This window comes from Hymenobacter miniatus (genome assembly GCF_016427455.1).
Lineage (GTDB): Bacteria > Bacteroidota > Bacteroidia > Cytophagales > Hymenobacteraceae > Hymenobacter > Hymenobacter armeniacus.
On the sequence record NZ_JAELXR010000001.1, the window covers coordinates 344,116 to 362,105 of the forward strand.

A 17,990-nucleotide genomic window follows, 5' to 3' on the forward strand; every position below is an offset into this window, starting at 1 on the left:
TTCAACGACAAGACGCAAAATATTGCGTCTCTACTGCCACACCACCACGCCCGCCGGCTGCAGCACCCTCTCGCCAACCAGCACCTTGGCCCCGGCCGGCACGGCCACGGTATACGGCTTTTCGCCGTAGTTCACGCCCACCCAAAACCCGTCGCGCCAGTCCAGCATCACGCCGTCGGGCAGGTTTTCGATGGCGATGCCCGCCCGCTCATACACCCGGCGGATGACCTCTTTTTCCAAGGCGCCGTCGTCGGTGTCGGGGCCCACGTAGGTGACAGTGCCCTTGCCCAGCCGGCGCGACACCACGGCCGCCTTGCCGCTGTAGAACTGGTTCGAGTAGGTGGCCCAGACCTCGGTGCCGGGCTGGGGCTCCAGCACGTCGGCCCAGTTGTTCCATTTGTAGGTTTTGCCACCGGCCTCCACGGTGCCCGCCACCCAGCTCGGCAGCAGGTCGTACATCGAAATGCTGGCCCCGATGAGGTCGTGAATCGGCTCGGCCCACTTGGCTTCCCAAAGCTTGCCGGTGCGCTCTTTCTGGCCGGTGCGGGCGCTCAGGATGAGGTGGCCGCCCTGCTCAAGGTACTGCTTCCAGCGCGCCACCAGGGGCCGGTCGAGCAGCTCGTAGGCGGGCGCCACCAGCACGGGGTAGCGCGCGAAATCTTTGGCTTCGGTGATGACGTCGACCGGGGCGCCGGCCTGCTTCAGGGCGCCGTAATAGTGCTTGAGGTGCAGCATGAAGCTCCACTGGTCGGTTTGGGGCTGGTTGTCCATCTCCCAGCGGTTGTCGGCGTTGTAGAGCACGGCGGCTTGGCGGCGGCGGTAGGCCGCGGGCACGGGGGCCTTGGGGGTGTACTGCTGCTGCACCTGCTTCAGCTCCTTGATGACCCGGATGTATTCCTGCCCGCTGGTGCTCGGCGTCACGCCGTCGGTGCCGATGATGCCGTAGTGGTACTGCTCGCCGCCGGTCAGCGGCTGGCGGAAGCGGTAGTTGCACACGAAACGGTTGCCGCCCGCGAAGGCGTGCCAAATCCACATGCGCACCGCGCCGGGCAGCGGCTGGGGGTTGAATTTGCCCCAGTTCACCTGGCCCGGCTGCAGCTCCATCACGCCGGTGGTGCCGTTGAAGGACCGAAACAGGTCGTTGGCGAAGGCAATGCTGGTGGCCGAGCCCAGCCGGAAGCCCTGCGGCCCCGTGCCGTTGTCGTAGCCCGCCACCAGGTACTTGGTGTAGGTCAGGAAGTCGAGGCCCGTGATGCGGGTGGGGTCCACGTCCACGTGCTCGGGCATGAGGTTGGTAGTAATCCACTGGCTGGGCGCCAGGTATTTGCGCAGGATGGTGTACTGCGCGCTCAGAAAGTCGTTGGCCTCGTCGGCCGAAAACCGCTTGAAATCCAGCACGGCGTGCGGGCTGGGCTGGGCAATCAATTCCTTCTGGTTCGGAATGAGCACCTGGGCGAAATCGTTGTAGCGAATGCTCCAGAAGGCCGTGCCCCATGCTTTGTTCAGGGCGTCGAGGGTTTGGTATTTGGCTTGCAGCCAGCGCCGGAAGCTGGCCTGCGCGGCCGGGCTGTAGTCGTACTGCCCGTAGTGCGAAGGCTCGTTATCCAACTGCCAGCCCCAGATGCGCTTGTCCTGGCCGTAGTGCTTGCCAATGGCCTCCACCATGCGCGCCACGTACTGCCGGTACACGGGGCTCGACCACGAAATCTGCTGGCGCGAGCCGTGCTGCATGGTGCGGCCCTCGGCGTTCACCATCAGGATTTCGGGGTGCTTCTGGGCCAGCCAGGCCGGCGGCGTGGGCGTGGAAGTGCACATGATGACTTTGATGCCGTTCTGGTGGGCCAGCCCCACCGCCTCGTCGAGCCAGGCAAAGTCGAACTTGCCTTCCTCGGGCTCAATAAACGACCAGGCAAACTCGCCAAAGTGCGTAAACTGAAACCCCACCTCGGCCATCTTCTTGATGTCGCGCGCCCAGTTGTCGTGCGGCCACTGCTCGGGGTAGTAGTAGCTGCCGATGCTCATCAGCTCCGCGTTGTTGAAGAACCGCGGCTTGGGCTGGGCTTGCGCAGCGGCGGAGGTTGCCGTGGCCAGGCAGAGCGCTAGGGCCCAGAGAGTGGACTTTTTCATATGAAGTATGTTGGTTGGCCTCTGCATTGACATGGTGGTTCTGACGGGCGCCTCACCCCCTGACCCCCTCTCCCGAGGGAGAGGGGGCACCAGTATTGCGCTTTTGCCGAAATCGGCTGGCTCCCTTCTCCAATGGGCTTCGCGCTTCAAGCGAACCGGGGCCGGGGCGCTCGTTAATATTTTCGCTTCAGCCACTCCTGCGGCACGGGGATGATGCAAATGTTCATGCTCCGCCCATCGGCCGAGAGCATGGCCGATTGAATCTCAATCTTGGTGCCGTCGGGGCTCATGGTGGGGTGGGGGTGGTCGGCGGCAGTTTCCTTGTGGCCGGTGCTGAGCAAGCGCATTTCGCGGGTGTGCCGGTCGATGAGGTAGATGCTGCGCGAGAAGTCGTCGCCCACGGCCCAGCGGCCGTCCGGCGAGCCGCTTACGTGCCAGAGGCCGCTGCCGCTGGGCGTCTGGCCCACGATGGTCATTTCGCGGGTGCGGTGGTTCACGATGCCCAGGCCGGTGGGCTTCTCGCGGGTGCCGGAGGGACCCCAGGCGGCTTCCTGGCCGGGGTTGGCGCCGCTCACGGCCGTGCCGGCGGCCACTTCCTTGGTCGAGCCCGGAATCTTGCGGTGGCCCATGATGGCAAAGGCGGTTTCATCCTTCGATATCACGGCCTCGTGGGTCACCCACTCGGTTTCGGCTTCGGGGTAGAGGGGGCGCAGGCCGGTGCCGTCGGCTTGCACCGTCCAGGTGCGTTGGGGCGACTTCCCGCCGGTTTCCCAGCAAAACACGATTTCGCCCGGCACCCAAGGGTTGGTCTGGATGTGCCCCACCTGAAACGGCACCGACACTACATATTTGATGGCACCCGTCTGCACGTTCATGGCCGCGATGCCGGCCGGCCCGGCGCCCATGTGGCGCGGCCCAAATTCGGCTTCCAGCTTGGTGCCGGGCGCGAGGTGGCGGGCGGCTTCGTCGCGGCCCACGCGGAAATAGGCCCAGGTTTCGTCGCCATCGAGGGCCATGTCGCCGCCGGCCTGCAGCTCCGGCGGCGTGGTGCCGCAGATGCGCTGGTAGGCGCTGGCGGGCTGCATCTTGCCAGCCTTGCTGTCGGCAAAAACTTTGGCCAAATCCACTTCCACAATCTGCACGCCGGCGGGCCGCTCCTTGCCTGCGCCCGGCAGGTTGCGCATGAAATACAGCTTCATGGCCTTGCGCGCCACGTTGAGCATGCCGGTGTAGCTGCCCTCGCTTACCTGCACGATGTCGCCGGTTTTCTCGTTCACGGCCAACGCTTCGTCCTTGGCCCGGTTCGAGCGGAAGATGAGCCACTGGCCGTCGGCGGTCCACTGGTTGTGGGTTTGGTAGATTTTGCTGTCGCCGGCCGACGTGCTGGTCAGGAAGGTGAGCAGGGTGCCCGTCACGGGGTCTTTCACCACCTTCTTCTCCGAGGGGAAACGTCGGCCGATTTGGGCCCGGGAGGTGCCGGCGAGGAGGAGGGCGACGAGAAGTAAAGCAGTTTTCATGGGCGGGTTTTAGAAGGGCGAATTGAACGAGGTAGAGACGCAATATTTTGCATCTTGTCGTTGCTGATGGTGTTTGTTCTGAGCCATTTTAAGCAGGTGGCGCGGTCCCGGTCGTTCAACGACGAGGCGCAAAATATTGCGTTTCTACCTCGTTCTGGTGGACTTCTTCAGGGGTTCACTCTCGGTTATTTCCAGCCCGCGCACCCCCTTCAGCACCAGCAGCGGCGCCGCCCCGGCTTTATCGGCCGATACGTGCCGCAGGCCCGCGCCTTGCACATCCACGAGCATCAGGGCCGGCCGCGTTTCGGCGCCCAGCAAGTGCAGGCTCACGTCGTGCAGCTCAACGTTGCGGGCGTGGCGGATGTAGCAGCCGTAGGCCGGGCCCACGCCCAGCTTCTGGGGTTCGGGGTAGCCTTTTTCGTCCTCCGGCAAGTCCTGCTGAATGGCTGCTGCCGATGCCGCGTCCAGCGGCTTGTACCAGATGTTGATGTTGCTTAGGCGCACCTCCTCAATGGGATGGTCCGGTACGCCGTTGATGAGCACGGCAAACCGCGAGTCGGCGTTGTACACGTTCACGTTGCTGATGCTGATGCGGCGCAGGGCTCCCACGGCCGTGCCCGCCGGCGCCCGCAGCCGGGCCCCCAGCCGCAGGAAAAACGGCGCGTTGATGACGTCGCGCATCGTGATGTTGTCGATGACGACGTCTTCCAGCAGGCCGCCGTCCACGGTTTCCAAGGCCAGGCCGCGGCAGTACTCGAACACGCAGTTGCTGATGGCGATGTTGCGAAACCCGCCGTTCGACTCGGTGCCGAACTTGATGCGGCCGGTGGGGCCTTCGTGGTCGGGCACGAGGGCGGCCTCGTTGCGCCGGTAGGTGCCATCCAGCAAGCTGCCGCGGTCGAAGCCGCTCACCTGGCAGTTGGTGATGGTGACGTTCTCGGTGGGCCGGGCGTAGCCGAGGGCGAAGGAGCTTTTCAGGCAAATGCCGTCGTCCCAGGGCGAATTCACGGTGCAGTTGCTCACCCGCACGTTCTGGCAGCAGTCGATGTCGAGGCCGTCGCGGTTGGTGTCCAGCTTCAGGTTGTCAATGGCGAGGTTGTCGACGCCCGTGGCCAGCAGGGCAAAATGCCCGCCCTGGCGCACCGTGAAATCCTTGAGCGTCACGTTGCGGCACAGCTTCAGGGCAATGGCCTTGTTGCCGACGGGAGCTTGGTGCGGCCCCTCGCGCGTGAGGCCCTGCCCGTAAATGGTGCCCGGCCCGAGGATGGAAATGTCTACCAGCCGCTCACCCCAAATCAGGCTGTTGTGCCAGTGGCTGTGGCCGAAATCCTGGAATTTGTCGTTGTCGGCCGGCTCCGGCGCGTCGTAGCCGGTGGCGCCCACGGGCGCGGCGGCCAGCAGCACCGCGCCCTGGTCGAGGTAGAGCGAAATGTGGCTTTGCAGCCGGATAGAGTAGCTGCGGTAGGTGCCCGCCGGAAAATACACCGTGCCGCCGCCCGCCTTCGCGGCCGCCGCAATGGCCCGGTTAATGGCGTCGCCGTCCAGCGTCGCGCTGTCGCCTTTGGCCCCGAAGTCGCGGATGTTGAAGCCGCCCGCCGGTGGGGCCGCGCTGGCAGCACCCAAGCCGAAGAAGAGAAGAGCAAGCAGCCAGGCTCGCCGAAGCAGCAGTTTTCCGAAAAGCATCGCGCACGGGTCAGGTAATCGGTGGGAAGCCCACTTTACTCCTGCGCAAGAACCATTGCGTTGCGTCCGAAACCTACCTGCACTCTTCTGGCACTGCTACTTATGCCGGCGAGGACCGCAACAAGGCTAAAACTCCACAATGAACCCAATCGTGGGCACCACCAGCGCGTCGCTGTCGCCCAGCAGGATGGGCACCGCGTTGCTGCCGTCCGGGCGCAGGGGCTGGCCGTCGGTGGTGACGTAGCCGGAATTGTCGGGCAGGCGGTCGAAGGTGTAAGAAGGTACTGAAACTGGCTTGGCAAGCAGCGCATTCTGCACGTCGACGTAGAAATCGAAGCTCAGGCGGCGCAGGTTCACCTTTTTATCCAGGCGCAGGTCCAGTTGCTGGAAGCCGCCCAGTCGGCGGGTGTTGAGCTGGCTGTAATCGAGAATGCCCGTGCCCACTGCCTGGTAGCTGGCGCGGCTGGCGGCTTCGTCGTAGGGCGTGTAGGGGGCACCGCCGCCCACGCGGTACTTGGCGCCCAGCTCCCAGCCGCGGCCCAGCTGGTAGCCCAGCAGCGCCGACCCCAGGAAGCGCGTGTCCCAAGCCGTGGGCTTGTATATGCCATTCACTCCCGAAAACTCCGACCGGAAACCCGTCAGCGACACAATGGCGAAGAGCTTGCCGCTGAGCTTCTGCTGAAAAAACGCCTCGGCGCCGTAGGCGCGGCCCTGGCCGGTGCTGGTCACGGCCTCGTTGCCGATGGCGTTGAAATCGCCGCCCAGGTTGGCCAGGCTGATGCTGTTGCGCACCGACACCGGGTAATAGGCGTATTTCTTGTAAAAGCCTTCCAGCGTGAAACGGGTGGCCTTGCCGGGCAGCCATTCCAGGCCCGCCACGGCGTGGTCGGAGCGGATGTAGCGGCTGTCGGAGTTCACGCGGGCGCCGTTGGGGGCGCGGTAGCCGAGGATGGTGCTGGGCGGAATCTTGAAGTAGCGGCCCAGCGAGGCGTTCAGGTTCAGCGTCGGCAGCAGGGCGTAGCTCAGCGAAGCCCGCGGCGACAGCGTCCGGTCGAGCCGGTAGCCTTCGGTGAGGGCGGTGGTGCCATCGGTGCGGATGCCGGCCGACACCGTGAGGCGGCTGGTGGCGCCGTAGGTGCGCGTGGCCTGCACGAAGGCCCCGTAGCGCAGGAAATCGAGGTCGGTTTTGAAGCGCACCGTCACGGCCGGGCTCACGAGCTGGCCGCTGGCGTCGCGCACCTCGGAGCGCAGGCGCTGGGTGAGGTCGTTGTCGTAGTGCTGCAGCTGGATTACCGTGCCGTAGCTGTACTGCCAGCGGCCCACGCGCTTGTTCACGTCGGCGCGCAGCTTGTTTTCGGTTTCGCCGCTGCGGGCGCCCAGCTTGCGGCGGCTTTCGTCGCCGGTGTAGCCGTACTCAAAAGCGTCGGCGGCGCTGTGTTGCTGGGTGCGGCTCAGGGCCACGTTCACGAAGCCGTTTTCCACCAGGTGGCGCAGGTTCAGGCCCACGGTGTAGTTCCACTGGTCGATGGTGGGGTTGGAGCGTAGCACGTATTCTTTCGAGGGCGAGCTTTTCTTGGGCGGCACAATCTCGAAGTGGTCGATGGCGCCCAGGCCCAGGCTGGTGAGCGTGGTTTTCTCCGACAGCTTGGTGGTGGTCTTGAACTGGAAATCGTAGAAATCGGGCCGAATGGGCAAGTCAATCAGCTTAAACAGCACCTGCAAATAGCTGCGCCGGGCCGAGGCCAGAAACGTGGTGTTGCCCGTCAGCGGGCCTTCCAGCGTGGCCGCCACCTCCGTGCCCGAGGTGCGCAGGTTGCCCTGGATGCGCTCGGAGTTGCCGTCGCGCTGCCGGAACTGCAGCACCGAGCTCAGCGCGTTGTCGTAGCGTGCCTGGAAGGCCGAGCTGCTCAGCGTCACGTCCTCGATAAAGCTCACGTTGAGGATGCCGGCCGGGCCGCCGGCGCTGCCCTGGGTGGGAAAGTGGTTGATAACTGGCACCTCAATGCCGTCGAGGTAGTACACGTTTTCGTTCGGCGCCCCGCCCCGGATGATGATGTCGTTGCGGAAACCGGCCGTGCCGCCGCTGCCCCCGCCGCCCACGCCGGGCAGGCTCTGCACCACCCGCGAAATGTCGAAGTTGCCGCCCGGGTTGCTCTTGATTTCTTCGGTGGTGAGGCGCTGCACGCTCAGCGGCGTTTCGGCCGTGGCCACCCGAATGGCGCGGTTGGCCGTCACGGTCACTTCGCCCAGGGCCTGGGGCACGGTGTTCAGCTCCAGGTTGAGGGTGTTCACGTTGCCGCTGCTCAGGGCAATGTTGGAGCGCACCAGCGGGTCGTATCCCACGAAGGTGGCGCGCAGGTTGTAGGCGCCGGCCGGCACGCCCGTGAGGCGGTAGCGGCCCTCGGCGTCGGTGGCGGTGCCGAAGTCGGTGCCCTCCAGGGTGATGCTCACGCCGGGCAGGGCTTCTTGGGTGGCGCGGTCGCGCACGGTGCCGGCCACGGTGGCCGTGTTTTGGGCCAGGGCGCGCAGCGAAAACAGCAGTAGCAGCAGCAGGGTAGCGATTCTCATGCAGCAGGAAGTAGCCAGCAGAACAAATGTTTTATCCGGGGGCCTCCCGGTCCGACGGTTAAGCCGGCAGACCGGTTGCCGTCAGCACGATACGGCCTCCCAACGGCCGATGAAAACCGCTCGAAAGGCGTTACGGACTGACCGGAGCAAAGGGCACATTCCAGAAAAAATACTGTCGAGGCAATCCGCTGGCGCAGCCAGTGGCGTAGGTGGGTCATAATCTTCAATAACTAATCATTTCTTTATTCAGATGAAAAAGACGTTGTTTTCGCTCGCCCTGGTTGCCATGTTCAGCGTTGGTGCTGCCACCACGGTTTCGGCCCAAGCTACCAAAACCGTGATGGTGGGCGGCGCGCCCATGTACCCCACGAAAAACATCGTGGAAAACGCCGTTAACTCGAAAGACCACACCACGCTGGTGGCCGCCGTGAAAGCCGCGGGCCTGGTAGAAACCCTGCAAAGCGCCGGCCCCTTTACCGTATTTGCCCCCACCAACGCAGCCTTCAACAAGCTGCCCGCCGGCACCGTGGAAACCCTGGTGAAGCCCGAGAACAAGGCGACCCTCACCAAAATCCTGACCTACCACGTGGTGGCCGGCCGCATGACCGCCGCCGACCTGATGAAAGCCATCAAAGCCGGCAAAGGCACCGCTACCCTCAAAACCGTGAGCGGCGGCACCCTGACCGCCATGGCCAAGGGCAAAACCATTGAACTGAAGGACGAAAAAGGCGGCGTGTCGACCGTGACCATCGCCGACGTGCTGCAAAGCAACGGCGTGATTCACGTGGTGAACACTGTGCTGATGCCTAACTAATTAGCGGAAGCTAGCAAAGTTAAAAACCGTCGTGGGCGAAGGCCTGCGACGGTTTTTTTGTGTGCCACGCCGCTCGGCCCGTTCGCGCCCCGGCCCCGGCGCTCTGAAATTCCGGCCGCCCGCCCCTACAAAAGCCGTGAGTTGTAGTATCTTGCTCTCACGATGAGCGGCGCGCGTTCGCGAGTCGGGCACGATGGCCAGCACCGCGGCGCCTGACGGGGTGTGGGGGCAGCCCGCCCCCGGGCCCCAAGCGTTGCTGCCCAAGCAGTCTCCGTTGTCTTTCTGAGCTTTTAACAAACGCAAAAACCGCCGCCGGCCTCAGCCAGCAGCGGTTTTTTGTTTGGTGTGCGGCCGGGGCCGCTAGCGGCATTCGGCCTCGGCGGCGCGGGCGTATTCGTAGCCTAGGCGCAAGGCGCGGCGATAAAACTCGCACGCTGCCGTGGTATCGCCGGTGTGGGCCGCCAGGCGACCCAGCAGGAAGTGCGTGCGGCCATCGGCGGGCCGGGCTTGCAGCACGTGGAAATAGTCGGCGCGGGCGGCGTCGTAGCGGCCCAGGGCCGCAAGCGCCACGCCGCGTACCTGCACAAACTCCCACGGCGGGCCGGCCCCCGTGCGCTGGCGCTGGGCCAGGCCCTGGGTGAGGTCGGCCACGGCTTTCTCCGGTTGGTTGAGGTCGAGCAGGCGGGCCTTGCCCCGGGCCAGGTAGGCAGCGCTCAGGGTCGAGTCCAGCGTGAGGGCGCGGTTGAAGCTGAGCTCGGCGGCGGCGGGACGGCCCAGGGCCGTTTCGCAGCGCCCCAGGCGGTAGAGCAGGTCGGCGGCCACGCGGCGCGGCGGGCGCTGCAGCAGGGCCGCCTGAAAATCGGCCCGGGCGGCCTGGGGGTTGTGGTTGAGCAGCAGCTCCAGCTCGCCGCGGCGGCGCAGGGCGGGGGCGTAGTCGGGGCGGAAGTGCAGCGTTTCTTCTAAGAAAGCGTGCGCGGCGGCAAAGTTGCCGTTGGCGTAGGCGCGCAAGCCGTCGTCGTAGTTGCGGTTGGCCGAAATGCGGTCCATGGTCACCTTCACGGCCAGCGAAAACACCACCAAACCCAGAATGAAGAGCAGGGTGAGGCCCCAATCGCGGGCGTTGAAGCGCGGCTGCTGGCGCGGAATGCGCTGGTAGTGCCGCTCGCGGCTGCCGGCGGGCGGGCGCGTGCGCAGCGGGGCGGGCGGCGGCATGGGCACGCCGTACACGTGCTGCGTGGCGGGGCGGTGCTGCTGCTGGCGGCGGGCTTCCTCGGCGCGGCGGGCGGCTTGCTGCAGCTGGAAATCGTAGGTGGCCCGGCGGCCGGGGTCGCTCAGCACGCCGTAGGCCACGGCCACGGCCTTGAACTGGTCTTCGTACCGGACGTCGCCGCCGTGCTTATCGGGGTGGTAGCGCACCACCAGCTGCCGGTAGGCCCGCTTGATGTCGGCGGCCGCGGCGGTGGGGGCTACTCCAAGAACTTGGTAATGATTCTGACTCACGCTACGGCAGCAAACACAAACGACGGCACAAAAGTCAGCCACGCGCCGAAATTTTCCGTAGAACCGACGCAATCTGCCGGTCTGTTTATATAGAATGGCTGAGCTTTTTCGCCCTTTTTCCTTTCTTGCCACTCCATTTTCGCGCCGTATGGTCACCGACGACGACACCTCCAAAACCCCTCGCAACGACAGCCTGATTGGCAACCTGACCGGCTACCTCGACACGCGCATCGACCTGGTGCGCCTCGAAATCCAGCAGAAAGTTTCCACGGCCCTGGTGGGCACCATTCACGGCGTGATGCTGGCCGTGCTGGGCATTTTCTTTTTGATTTTTCTGAGCGTGTTTGCCGGACTGGCCCTCAACTCGGCCCTCGACAGCGAGTTCTGGGGCTTCGGCATCGTGGCCGGCTTCTACCTGGTGCTGCTGGTGCTGGTGCTGGTGGGCGTCGACAAAGCCGCCTTCCAGGGCCTTGCCAACAAGGTGATGAAAGACACCATTTACAAATCCGACAAACGCCAAGCCTAGCCTGCTATGAGTGACCTGCAAAATCCCCTGTTTGACGAAGAAAAAGAATTTCTCGAACGCAAAAAGCTGGAGTACGAGCGCGCCCTGCGCGGCGACGTGGACCACATCAAGGACCAGTCGGTGAAAGTGGGCAAAATTGCGGCCGTGGGCGCGGGCCTGGCCGGCGGCATCTGGCTCATCACCAAAGCCTTTGGCGGCAAAAAGAAAAAGAAGCACAACCCTTACGTGGAGGAAGAAGGCGACTACGACTACCGCGGCGCCGAAAGCCACGGCTACCACAACGGCTTCGACACCCACGAGTTTGACCGGGACGGCGACGCGTACGACCCCGAGGACGAAACCGGCCGCGGCTACTACACCGCCGGCAACGGCAAGCGCTACAAGAGCAAGGTTTACCGCAAGTCGGCCGCCGATTCGGCCCGCGCATTTGTGGAGCAGGACGAGCCCGAGCAAAGCCACGAGGCCGACGACCTCGGCTTTGGCGGCAAGCCGTCGGCTACCGATGCCAACGCCAGCGGCCAGCAGGGCTCGTTCCGCGACACCGAAGAATTTGAGGACGACCCTTTCCAGGACCTGCCCTATGACGACAGCCGCCGCCTGCCCGCCTCGCACGCCTTCGACGACGCGGCCGCCCTGGCGCCCAACCGCGCCAATGGCCGCACGCGCTTCGTGGCCGACGTGCTCCAGTCGTTTCTGAAGTCCGACACGGGCAAGGTGCTGGTGGGCCAAGTGGCCGCCGTGGCCCTGGCCCTGGTGTCGAAAAAGGTGAGCGAGTTTCTGCCGTCCACCAAAAATTCGGACGCTACTTCCGACCTTGCGACTTCCGCGGGCTACGCGCCCGCCGAAACGGGGTTTGCCCCCGCCGCCTCGTCTGTCCCCCTAGATTCCCCGGATGCGTCCACCCACTCCCAGTCTTTATGATGCGTTGCGGACCCGTCAGCAGCACGGCCGCAAGGCGCTGGCCGTGCTGCTCGACCCCGATAACTTAGACGAAAACAGCATGTTGCACCTGCTGCGCTTGAGCGCGGTGCACCCGGTCGATTACTTTTTCGTGGGGGGCAGTCTGGTGCTGAGCGAGCACCAGGCTGCCCTCATTGCGTTGATTAAGCAGCACTCCACCGTGCCGGTGCTGCTCTTTCCCAGCCACAGCCTGCACCTCGACGGCCCCGCCGACGGCGTGCTGCTGCTCTCGCTGATTTCGGGCCGCAACCCCGATTTTCTCATCGGCCAGCACGTGGTGGCCGCGCCGCGCCTGCGGGCCAGCGGCCTGCAGCTGCTGCCCACCGGCTACATGCTGGTCGACTCGGGCCGGCAAACCACGGCTTCGTACATGAGCGGCACCACGCCGCTGCCGCACGACAAGCCCGGCATTGCGGCCTGCACGGCCCTGGCCGGCGAGCAGCTGGGCCTGAAGCTGATGTACCTCGACGGGGGCAGCGGCGCCCAGCACCCCGTCTCGGCCGCCATGATTGCGGCCGTGCGCGAAGCCGTGAGCACGCCCATCATCGTGGGCGGCGGGCTGAACACGGGCGAGAAAGTGTACGCCGCGCTGGCCGCCGGGGCCGACGTGGTGGTGGTGGGCAACCACATCGAAGCCAACCCCGATTTTTTGGGCGAAGTGGCGGGCGTGGTGGCTTCTTTCAACCGCGTGGTGGCCACGGCCTAGCCCGCGTTTAAGAGGCCAACCCTTGCCTAACGCCGGTAATGAGCACTGCGGGCCAACACCGTGAGCGCCACCAGCGCAGCGCGGGCGCGCGTTTTCACGGTGGCCACCGGAATGCCTAGTTGCTGAGCGGCTTCCGATTGGGTGCAGCCGCCAAAATACAGCAAATCAATGACCTCGCGCTGGCGGGGCTTGAGCTCCAGTGTGAGCTCACGCAAACCAATATGCTCAGGGTTGAAGGTAGCCGTGGCCTCCACGTGGCAGACAGCGCTGGCTTCCAAGGGCCGGTTGCGGTTGTTGAACCGATGGCGGGGATTGCGGAGGGAGTCGATGGCATGGTTGCAGCACACGCGCACCATCCAGGTAAAAAAGCGGCCTCGCTCCGGCTGGTAGCTGGCAATGCCCTGCCAAATCTTGAGCATTCCCTCTTGCAGAATGTCCTGGGCCAGGGCTTCGTCGCGCACCAGCCGCACTATCACCGTGAGCAGCTGCTTGCCGTAGGCCCGTTGCACGCAGCCCAGCGCCTGCTCGTCGCGGGCCTGCAGGCGGCGCACCAACTCCGTTTCGTTCAGCAACGCAAGCGGTGCCACTGAGATAGCCATTCAGAAATAGTAGAGAAAGCAATAGGCAAAAGGAACGGGGCCACAGCACCGCAACTAAGTACGCGCACTGCCGTCCCGAGGTTGGGCCGCAGCGACTCTGCGTCAAGCTTTAGCATTTGAAAACCAGTGGCATGGATGTATTGTTGTGAATATTTTGGCTTTGGACAGGAATCCCCGTGTAGCGGGCCCGGTCAGTTGAGCGACGCAGGCAATGCGCGGGAGCCCGCACTTGTTGTGTAACTTTCGAATGCCCGGGCTTACGCCTTTTTCTTAATGTATTGGCTTGCCCGCTTTTGTGTTCATGTCTGCTCCATCTTCTTTGGTGCCTCCCTACGAGGCCGAGCGCCTGCAGTCCCTGCGTCATTACAATTTTCTGTCGACGCCGCCCGATGACGTTTTTTACGCGCTGGTAGCATTGGCTGCGCAGGTATTTGGCCAGCCTACTTCTTTCGTGGCCCTCGTCGATGCCAACGAGGTGCTTTTTCCGGTGCGCCACGGCGCGAATTGCATGCCGTCGGTGCCTCGCGACCAAGCATTGTGCTCGTCGGCCATCCTGGCGCCGGGGGTGGTGGCCTATGAAAACCTGGCTGCCGCGGCCCTTACCGGGGCCGATGCGCCCGCCATTGGAGCCGCGGTAGCTCGGGGTAATGGGTTTTACGCCGCGGCGCCCCTGCGCATGCCCGACGGCTACCACATTGGCGTGCTGTGCCTGATGGGCCCGCAGCCGCGCACTTTCAGCCAGACCGAGGCCGAAGCCCTCGAAGCCCTGGCCAACGTGTTCAGCGTGGCGCTGAGCGTGCGACATCTTTGTCTTGAAACGCCAGAATTAGGTCCCGAAGAATGGGCCGTGATTTGCGGCCGTCTCCGCACGGGCTTGGCGGCGCTCAGCCGCCACGTCTTGGAACTGCTGCCGCCCCATGGTGCCGTGGTGCCCACACCGGCCGCCGTGCTCGAGCTTCTGCAGCAGGGCTTGCGGAAGCTGCACTTGGGGTTGCAAGAGTAATTATTTGGGTTTTTGGGGCTTGCCGCCGTCGTTTTGAGGCGATGACGCTTGACAAACGGCAGGGCAAATTTTCACGTTGCCTGCCAGCTGGTTTTTCAGGCGGGCAAGGGCCGCCGGGGGCAGGCCACAGCAGGGCAGGCGAATGCAGCGGCGCTCGTCCAGATAGAAAAGCAGCGCGGTGGGAACGCCACGCTCCACCCGCCACGAGCGTATTTCCTCGGCCAGGAGCAAATAGGTTTTGCGAGGCAGCCGGTAGGGGTAGCAAATAGCCACCAGCCCGTTGGAAACGCTGATTCGAACGGCAAAGCGCAGCGTCAGCCCGGCCACCGCTACGGCGGAAAGGCCGCCCAGCCCAGCGGCTCCCGGCACGGCGCGGAGCCAGGGAAAGCAGCCTAGCAGCGCGCCCAGCGCCCCGAGCCAGCCCAGGCTGAGAAGGCCCAGCCGTAGCCAGGAGCTTTGTATTTGCGCGGGAATAGGCACTTACAGGCGCACGTTGAGCGAGAAAATGGCGCGGTTCTCGTACGTGCGCAGGTCGGGCTGCCAGCCGGCGGGCAGGGGCTGGTCGGCGTAGCCCGACGGCGAGGTGGTGCCGCCGGGCCCGGCGAAGTAGGGCACGTTGGCGGAGCGGTGCAGGTACTCCGCGCGAAACGTGACAAAGTCGGAAGGCATAAAATCGAGCGTAAGGGTGGCTTCTTTGGCCGTGAGCCGGCTCGCGTCGGCGTCCGTGAAGCCCACCGCCGACGGGCTGAAGCTGAGGTAGCGCGAAGGGTTCTTCACGAAACCCACGCGGGTGGTGAAGGCGAGCGTGTTTTGGGCAAACCACAGCCGGTGCGCCAGCGAGGAGCCCAGCATGAAATTGTCGCGGGCCCGCAGCCCGTCGCCGCTCTGGAAGCCGAAGTGGTTGTTCAGGCTGAAAGCGGCCTGCGTGATGCCCCGCAAGGAGCCGGTGCGGGGCTTGTGGTAGTAGCGGGCCACCACGGAATGGTCGTGGTGAAAGCGCACCACGTTGGGGTAGGCCCGGGCGCCAATGGCGGCGGAATCGGGCGCGGGCCGCGAGTCGTTGCCGTAGTAGAAGTTGGCCGCCACTTGCAGGTTCTCGCTGGGGCGGAAGTAAGTGGACTGGCCCACCGCCGGCCGGCGGTTGAAGCTGTTGTAGGTCTGCCAGCCGTTCATCAGCCAGAGCTCGGTTTTGAGGCGGCGACTGGGATAAAACTGCACCCGGGCGCCCTGGAAGTAAAAAGGCGTGAAGTCGCACACCAGGCTGCGCTGGTAGCTCCAGTTTTCCTGCAGCACGTAGCTCTCCAGGCCGATGTAGCTCATGAAAATGCCCAGCTCCACGTTCAGCCCATAGGCTTTGTTGAAATGATATCCGGCCGCAGCTTCGCGGATGAACTTGAGGTTGCCGGTGCCGGTGTTACGGCCGCGCAGCACCGAGCCATCGGTTTCCTGCACCACGTGGAGCATCGAGCCGGTCTGGACCCAGAGCCGGCCGATGACGTTCTTGTAGGTGGTCTCGATGCCCGCCGAGGCCAGGTTCAGGGAGAACTCCTGGGCCCGGCCGGTGGTGGCCGAAATGGTTTGGGTGTGGTCGAGGGGCCGGGCGAAATTGTAGTTGAAGTAGCTGTCGAGCAGCACGGTACCGGTCAGCACCGTTTCGCCGGCGGCGTCTTTGAACTGGAGCGGAAAATCGCGCTGGCGGTTCTGGCCATTCACCCACGTGAGGTCCAGGCCCGCAAAAGGTACTTTGGCCGTGCCAGAATCAGCGGCCGGAGCCGACTTCTGGGCCGCCGGTTCGGTCGATTGGGCGCCGGCCGGCAGGCTGAGGGCAAGCAGCAGGGCGACGGGCAGCCCGCTTTGCCGCGGGCGCAGAAACAGAATGTTCATGAAAAAAGTGGGGTGGGTGAGCCTGCAGCAGGAACCGGTGAACCCGGTGGGCTACACGTTGAATACCAATTGCTCGGCGGCCAAGGCGCTGGCCGGCACCGGGTCGGCGGCGCTTTCGGCGGGCACGCGCCGCAGTTCCAACTGGCGGTAGGGCTGAATGGTCAGGGGCACGTTTTCGACCACCACGTCGCTGGTGTCGAGGCCGAAAGCTTGCTGGTCGCTGATGGCGAGCTTGTTGAAAAAGAAGTAGCCGTTGAGCACGAAGCGTTCGAAGAAAGACAGCTGGTTGTCGTAGCTCAGGATTTTGTCGAGTACCACGAAGCGGAAATCGCCGGGCAAATGGTGCTTTTGCAAAGTGGCGTAGCGCGAGGTGATGTCGATTTCGCCCTGGGCGCCCATGTCTTCCAGCACCCGGCGAAACAGCAAATTGATGCGCGGCTGCACGCGGAAGCCCAGCCGGAAATTGATTTTGTAGGCCACGTCGGGCACCAGCGTTTCGAGGGTGTAGTGCATGCCGAAGGGCTCGTTGAGCAGCGAGATGTTCAGAAACCAGTACCGGTCGGCACGCTTGGGCTTTTTGCGCAGGATGGAGTAGAGAATGCGCGACTCAATCTGCCGGGCATTTTTACTGCGCGTGAGGTACACCAGGTTGGAGGCGTACTTGCTCACGGTGGCGTCTTGGCTGAGCTCCTGCAGAATGGGCAGGTGCTCGGCCCACTCGGTCATGTCGAGGTAGCGGTTCTTGATTTGGCGGCCCTTGTAGCCCACCCACATGCCCAGAATCAGGGCCCACTCGAAGACGAGGATGCCGAGTCGGTTGAGGAGCTTGGTGATGTTGGCGATGAGGAACGACAGCTCCACTGTCAGAAACACCAGCATGATGCCGCCCACCACCGGCAGGGCCCAGTGCCGCACGCCGCGCAGGTACTGCGAGAGCAGCAGGCTCGTCATGAGCATGGCCACCGTGATGCTGAAGCCGTAGGCCGCTTCCATGTTGCTGCTGGTCTGGAACCAGAGCTGCACGGCCACGCAGCCGGCCCACAGCATCCAGTTGATGCTGGGCACGTAAATCTGCCCGCGCTGGTCCGTCGGAAACAGGATGCGCACCTTGGGCCAGAAATTCAAACTCACCGCCTCCGAAATCAGCGTGTAAGAGCCCGAGATGAGGGCCTGCGAGGCAATGATGGTGGCCGCCGTGGCCAGCAGGATGAGCGGCAGCAGCGCCCACTGCGGCGCAATGAGAAAGAACGGGTTTTGGTCGCCATCCAGGGCCTTGCCCGCAAACTGCATGGCCCACGCCGCCTGGCCGAAGTAGTTCAGCACCAGGGCCGTCTTGACGAATAGCCACGATACCCGAATGTTCTGGCGGCCGCAGTGGCCCAGGTCCGAATACAGCGCCTCGGCCCCCGTGGTGCACAGAAACACGGCCCCGAGCAGCCAGAAACCCTTAGGGTATACGGTCAGCAGCTTGATGGCGTACAGGGGGTTCAGGGCCCGGAGCACCTCCGGGTGGTGCAGCACCTGCACAAAGCCCAGCGTGCCAATGGTGCTGAACCACAGCAGCATGATGGGCCCAAACGAGGCCCCCACTACCTTGGTGCCAAACTGCTGAAAACCAAACAGCAACGTGATGATGGCCAGCACAATCACAATGATGGTACTTTGCGAGAGGCCTGGGTCGAGGATTTTCAGGCCTTCGATGGCCGACGACACCGAAATGGGCGGCGTGATGATGCCGTCGGCCAGCAGCGTGCCCGCCCCGATGATGGCCGGCCACAGCAGCCACTTGCCGCGGCGGCGCACCAGCGAATACAGCGAGAAGATGCCGCCTTCGCCGTGGTTGTCGGCTTCAAGGGTGAGCAGGATGTATTTGATGCTGGTTTGCAGCGTCAGCGTCCAGAACACGGCCGACACGCCGCCGTACACCAGCAGCTCGCCAATGGGCCGGTCGCCGAGGATGGACTTGAACACGTAGAGCGGCGAGGTACCGATGTCGCCGAAAATGATGCCGAGGGTGACCAGCAGCCCGGCCGCCGTGACGCGGCGGGCGTGAATGTTGGGAGTGGAAAGTGCGGGAGAAGCCATGAAAATGAAGATGGTGGC

Annotated in this window: 14 protein-coding genes; 5 read left to right on the top strand and 9 right to left on the bottom strand. The window is 64.2% G+C overall.

Annotated elements, in window-relative coordinates; translation table 11 throughout:
• Positions 1 to 30 precede the first annotated feature (30 nt).
• The 4 genes from JAO73_RS01545 to JAO73_RS01560 form a co-directional block, all read right to left on the bottom strand.
• Entirely contained in the window at positions 31 to 2,127 is a 2,097-nt protein-coding gene (locus JAO73_RS01545) for a beta-galactosidase (protein WP_198975405.1), read from the bottom strand.
• 173 nt (positions 2,128 to 2,300) lie between these two features.
• On the bottom strand, positions 2,301 to 3,644 hold the full coding sequence (locus JAO73_RS01550) for a TolB-like translocation protein (protein WP_198975406.1): 1,344 nt from the start codon (positions 3,642 to 3,644) through the stop codon (positions 2,301 to 2,303).
• Between the two features lie 144 nt (positions 3,645 to 3,788).
• Positions 3,789 to 5,267 carry a rhamnogalacturonidase gene (locus tag JAO73_RS01555; RefSeq protein WP_233168625.1) on the bottom strand — a complete coding sequence of 493 codons (1,479 nt, stop codon included), beginning with the start codon at positions 5,265 to 5,267 and terminating at the stop codon, positions 3,789 to 3,791.
• A 186-nt stretch (positions 5,268 to 5,453) separates the two neighbouring features.
• Positions 5,454 to 7,895 carry a TonB-dependent receptor gene (locus tag JAO73_RS01560; RefSeq protein WP_198975408.1) on the bottom strand — a complete coding sequence of 814 codons (2,442 nt, stop codon included), beginning with the start codon at positions 7,893 to 7,895 and terminating at the stop codon, positions 5,454 to 5,456.
• 250 nt (positions 7,896 to 8,145) lie between these two features.
• Between JAO73_RS01560 and JAO73_RS01565 the strand changes: the two genes are divergently transcribed.
• The gene (locus JAO73_RS01565; protein WP_198975409.1) at positions 8,146 to 8,709 is read left to right on the top strand and encodes a fasciclin domain-containing protein; all 564 of its coding nucleotides are present in this window, start codon (positions 8,146 to 8,148) and stop codon (positions 8,707 to 8,709) included.
• Positions 8,710 to 9,069: 360 nt separating this feature from the next.
• On the opposite strand, the gene JAO73_RS01570 is transcribed toward JAO73_RS01565, so the two are convergent.
• On the bottom strand, positions 9,070 to 10,209 hold the full coding sequence (locus tag JAO73_RS01570; protein ID WP_198975410.1) for a J domain-containing protein: 1,140 nt from the start codon (positions 10,207 to 10,209) through the stop codon (positions 9,070 to 9,072).
• Between the two features lie 148 nt (positions 10,210 to 10,357).
• On the opposite strand from JAO73_RS01570, the gene JAO73_RS01575 reads away from it, so the two are divergent.
• The 3 genes from JAO73_RS01575 to JAO73_RS01585 are packed head-to-tail and all read left to right on the top strand — an operon-like array spanning position 10,358 to position 12,401.
• Positions 10,358 to 10,735 (top strand): phage holin family protein, encoded by a 378-nt coding sequence (locus tag JAO73_RS01575; RefSeq protein ID WP_190926545.1) that lies wholly within the window; start codon positions 10,358 to 10,360, stop codon positions 10,733 to 10,735.
• Positions 10,736 to 10,741: 6 nt separating this feature from the next.
• Positions 10,742 to 11,656 carry a hypothetical protein gene (locus JAO73_RS01580; RefSeq protein ID WP_198975411.1) on the top strand — a complete coding sequence of 305 codons (915 nt, stop codon included), beginning with the start codon at positions 10,742 to 10,744 and terminating at the stop codon, positions 11,654 to 11,656.
• Complete coding sequence (locus JAO73_RS01585; RefSeq protein WP_198975412.1) at positions 11,628 to 12,401, top strand: geranylgeranylglyceryl/heptaprenylglyceryl phosphate synthase; 774 nt, start codon at positions 11,628 to 11,630, stop codon at positions 12,399 to 12,401. Before JAO73_RS01580 ends, JAO73_RS01585 begins: the two co-directional genes overlap by 29 nt.
• A 26-nt stretch (positions 12,402 to 12,427) precedes the next feature.
• Here JAO73_RS01585 and JAO73_RS01590 read toward each other — a convergent pair whose 3' ends face one another.
• Entirely contained in the window at positions 12,428 to 13,000 is a 573-nt protein-coding gene (locus tag JAO73_RS01590) for an RNA polymerase sigma factor (protein WP_198975413.1), read from the bottom strand.
• Between the two features lie 301 nt (positions 13,001 to 13,301).
• Here JAO73_RS01590 and JAO73_RS01595 point away from each other — a divergent pair, with 301 nt between their 5' ends.
• The gene (locus JAO73_RS01595) at positions 13,302 to 14,003 is read left to right on the top strand and encodes a GAF domain-containing protein (RefSeq protein ID WP_198975414.1); all 702 of its coding nucleotides are present in this window, start codon (positions 13,302 to 13,304) and stop codon (positions 14,001 to 14,003) included.
• Here JAO73_RS01595 and JAO73_RS01600 read toward each other — a convergent pair whose 3' ends face one another.
• The 3 genes from JAO73_RS01600 to JAO73_RS01610 all read right to left on the bottom strand — a co-directional run bounded on the left by JAO73_RS01600 (position 14,004) and on the right by JAO73_RS01610 (position 17,972).
• Positions 14,004 to 14,372, bottom strand: a complete 369-nt coding sequence (locus JAO73_RS01600; RefSeq protein WP_198975415.1) for a hypothetical protein — start codon at positions 14,370 to 14,372, stop codon at positions 14,004 to 14,006.
• 111 nt (positions 14,373 to 14,483) lie between these two features.
• The gene (locus JAO73_RS01605) at positions 14,484 to 15,887 is read right to left on the bottom strand and encodes an outer membrane beta-barrel protein (RefSeq protein WP_198975416.1); all 1,404 of its coding nucleotides are present in this window, start codon (positions 15,885 to 15,887) and stop codon (positions 14,484 to 14,486) included.
• Positions 15,888 to 15,938: 51 nt separating this feature from the next.
• Complete coding sequence (locus JAO73_RS01610) at positions 15,939 to 17,972, bottom strand: KUP/HAK/KT family potassium transporter (RefSeq protein ID WP_198975417.1); 2,034 nt, start codon at positions 17,970 to 17,972, stop codon at positions 15,939 to 15,941.
• Positions 17,973 to 17,990 lie beyond the last annotated feature (18 nt).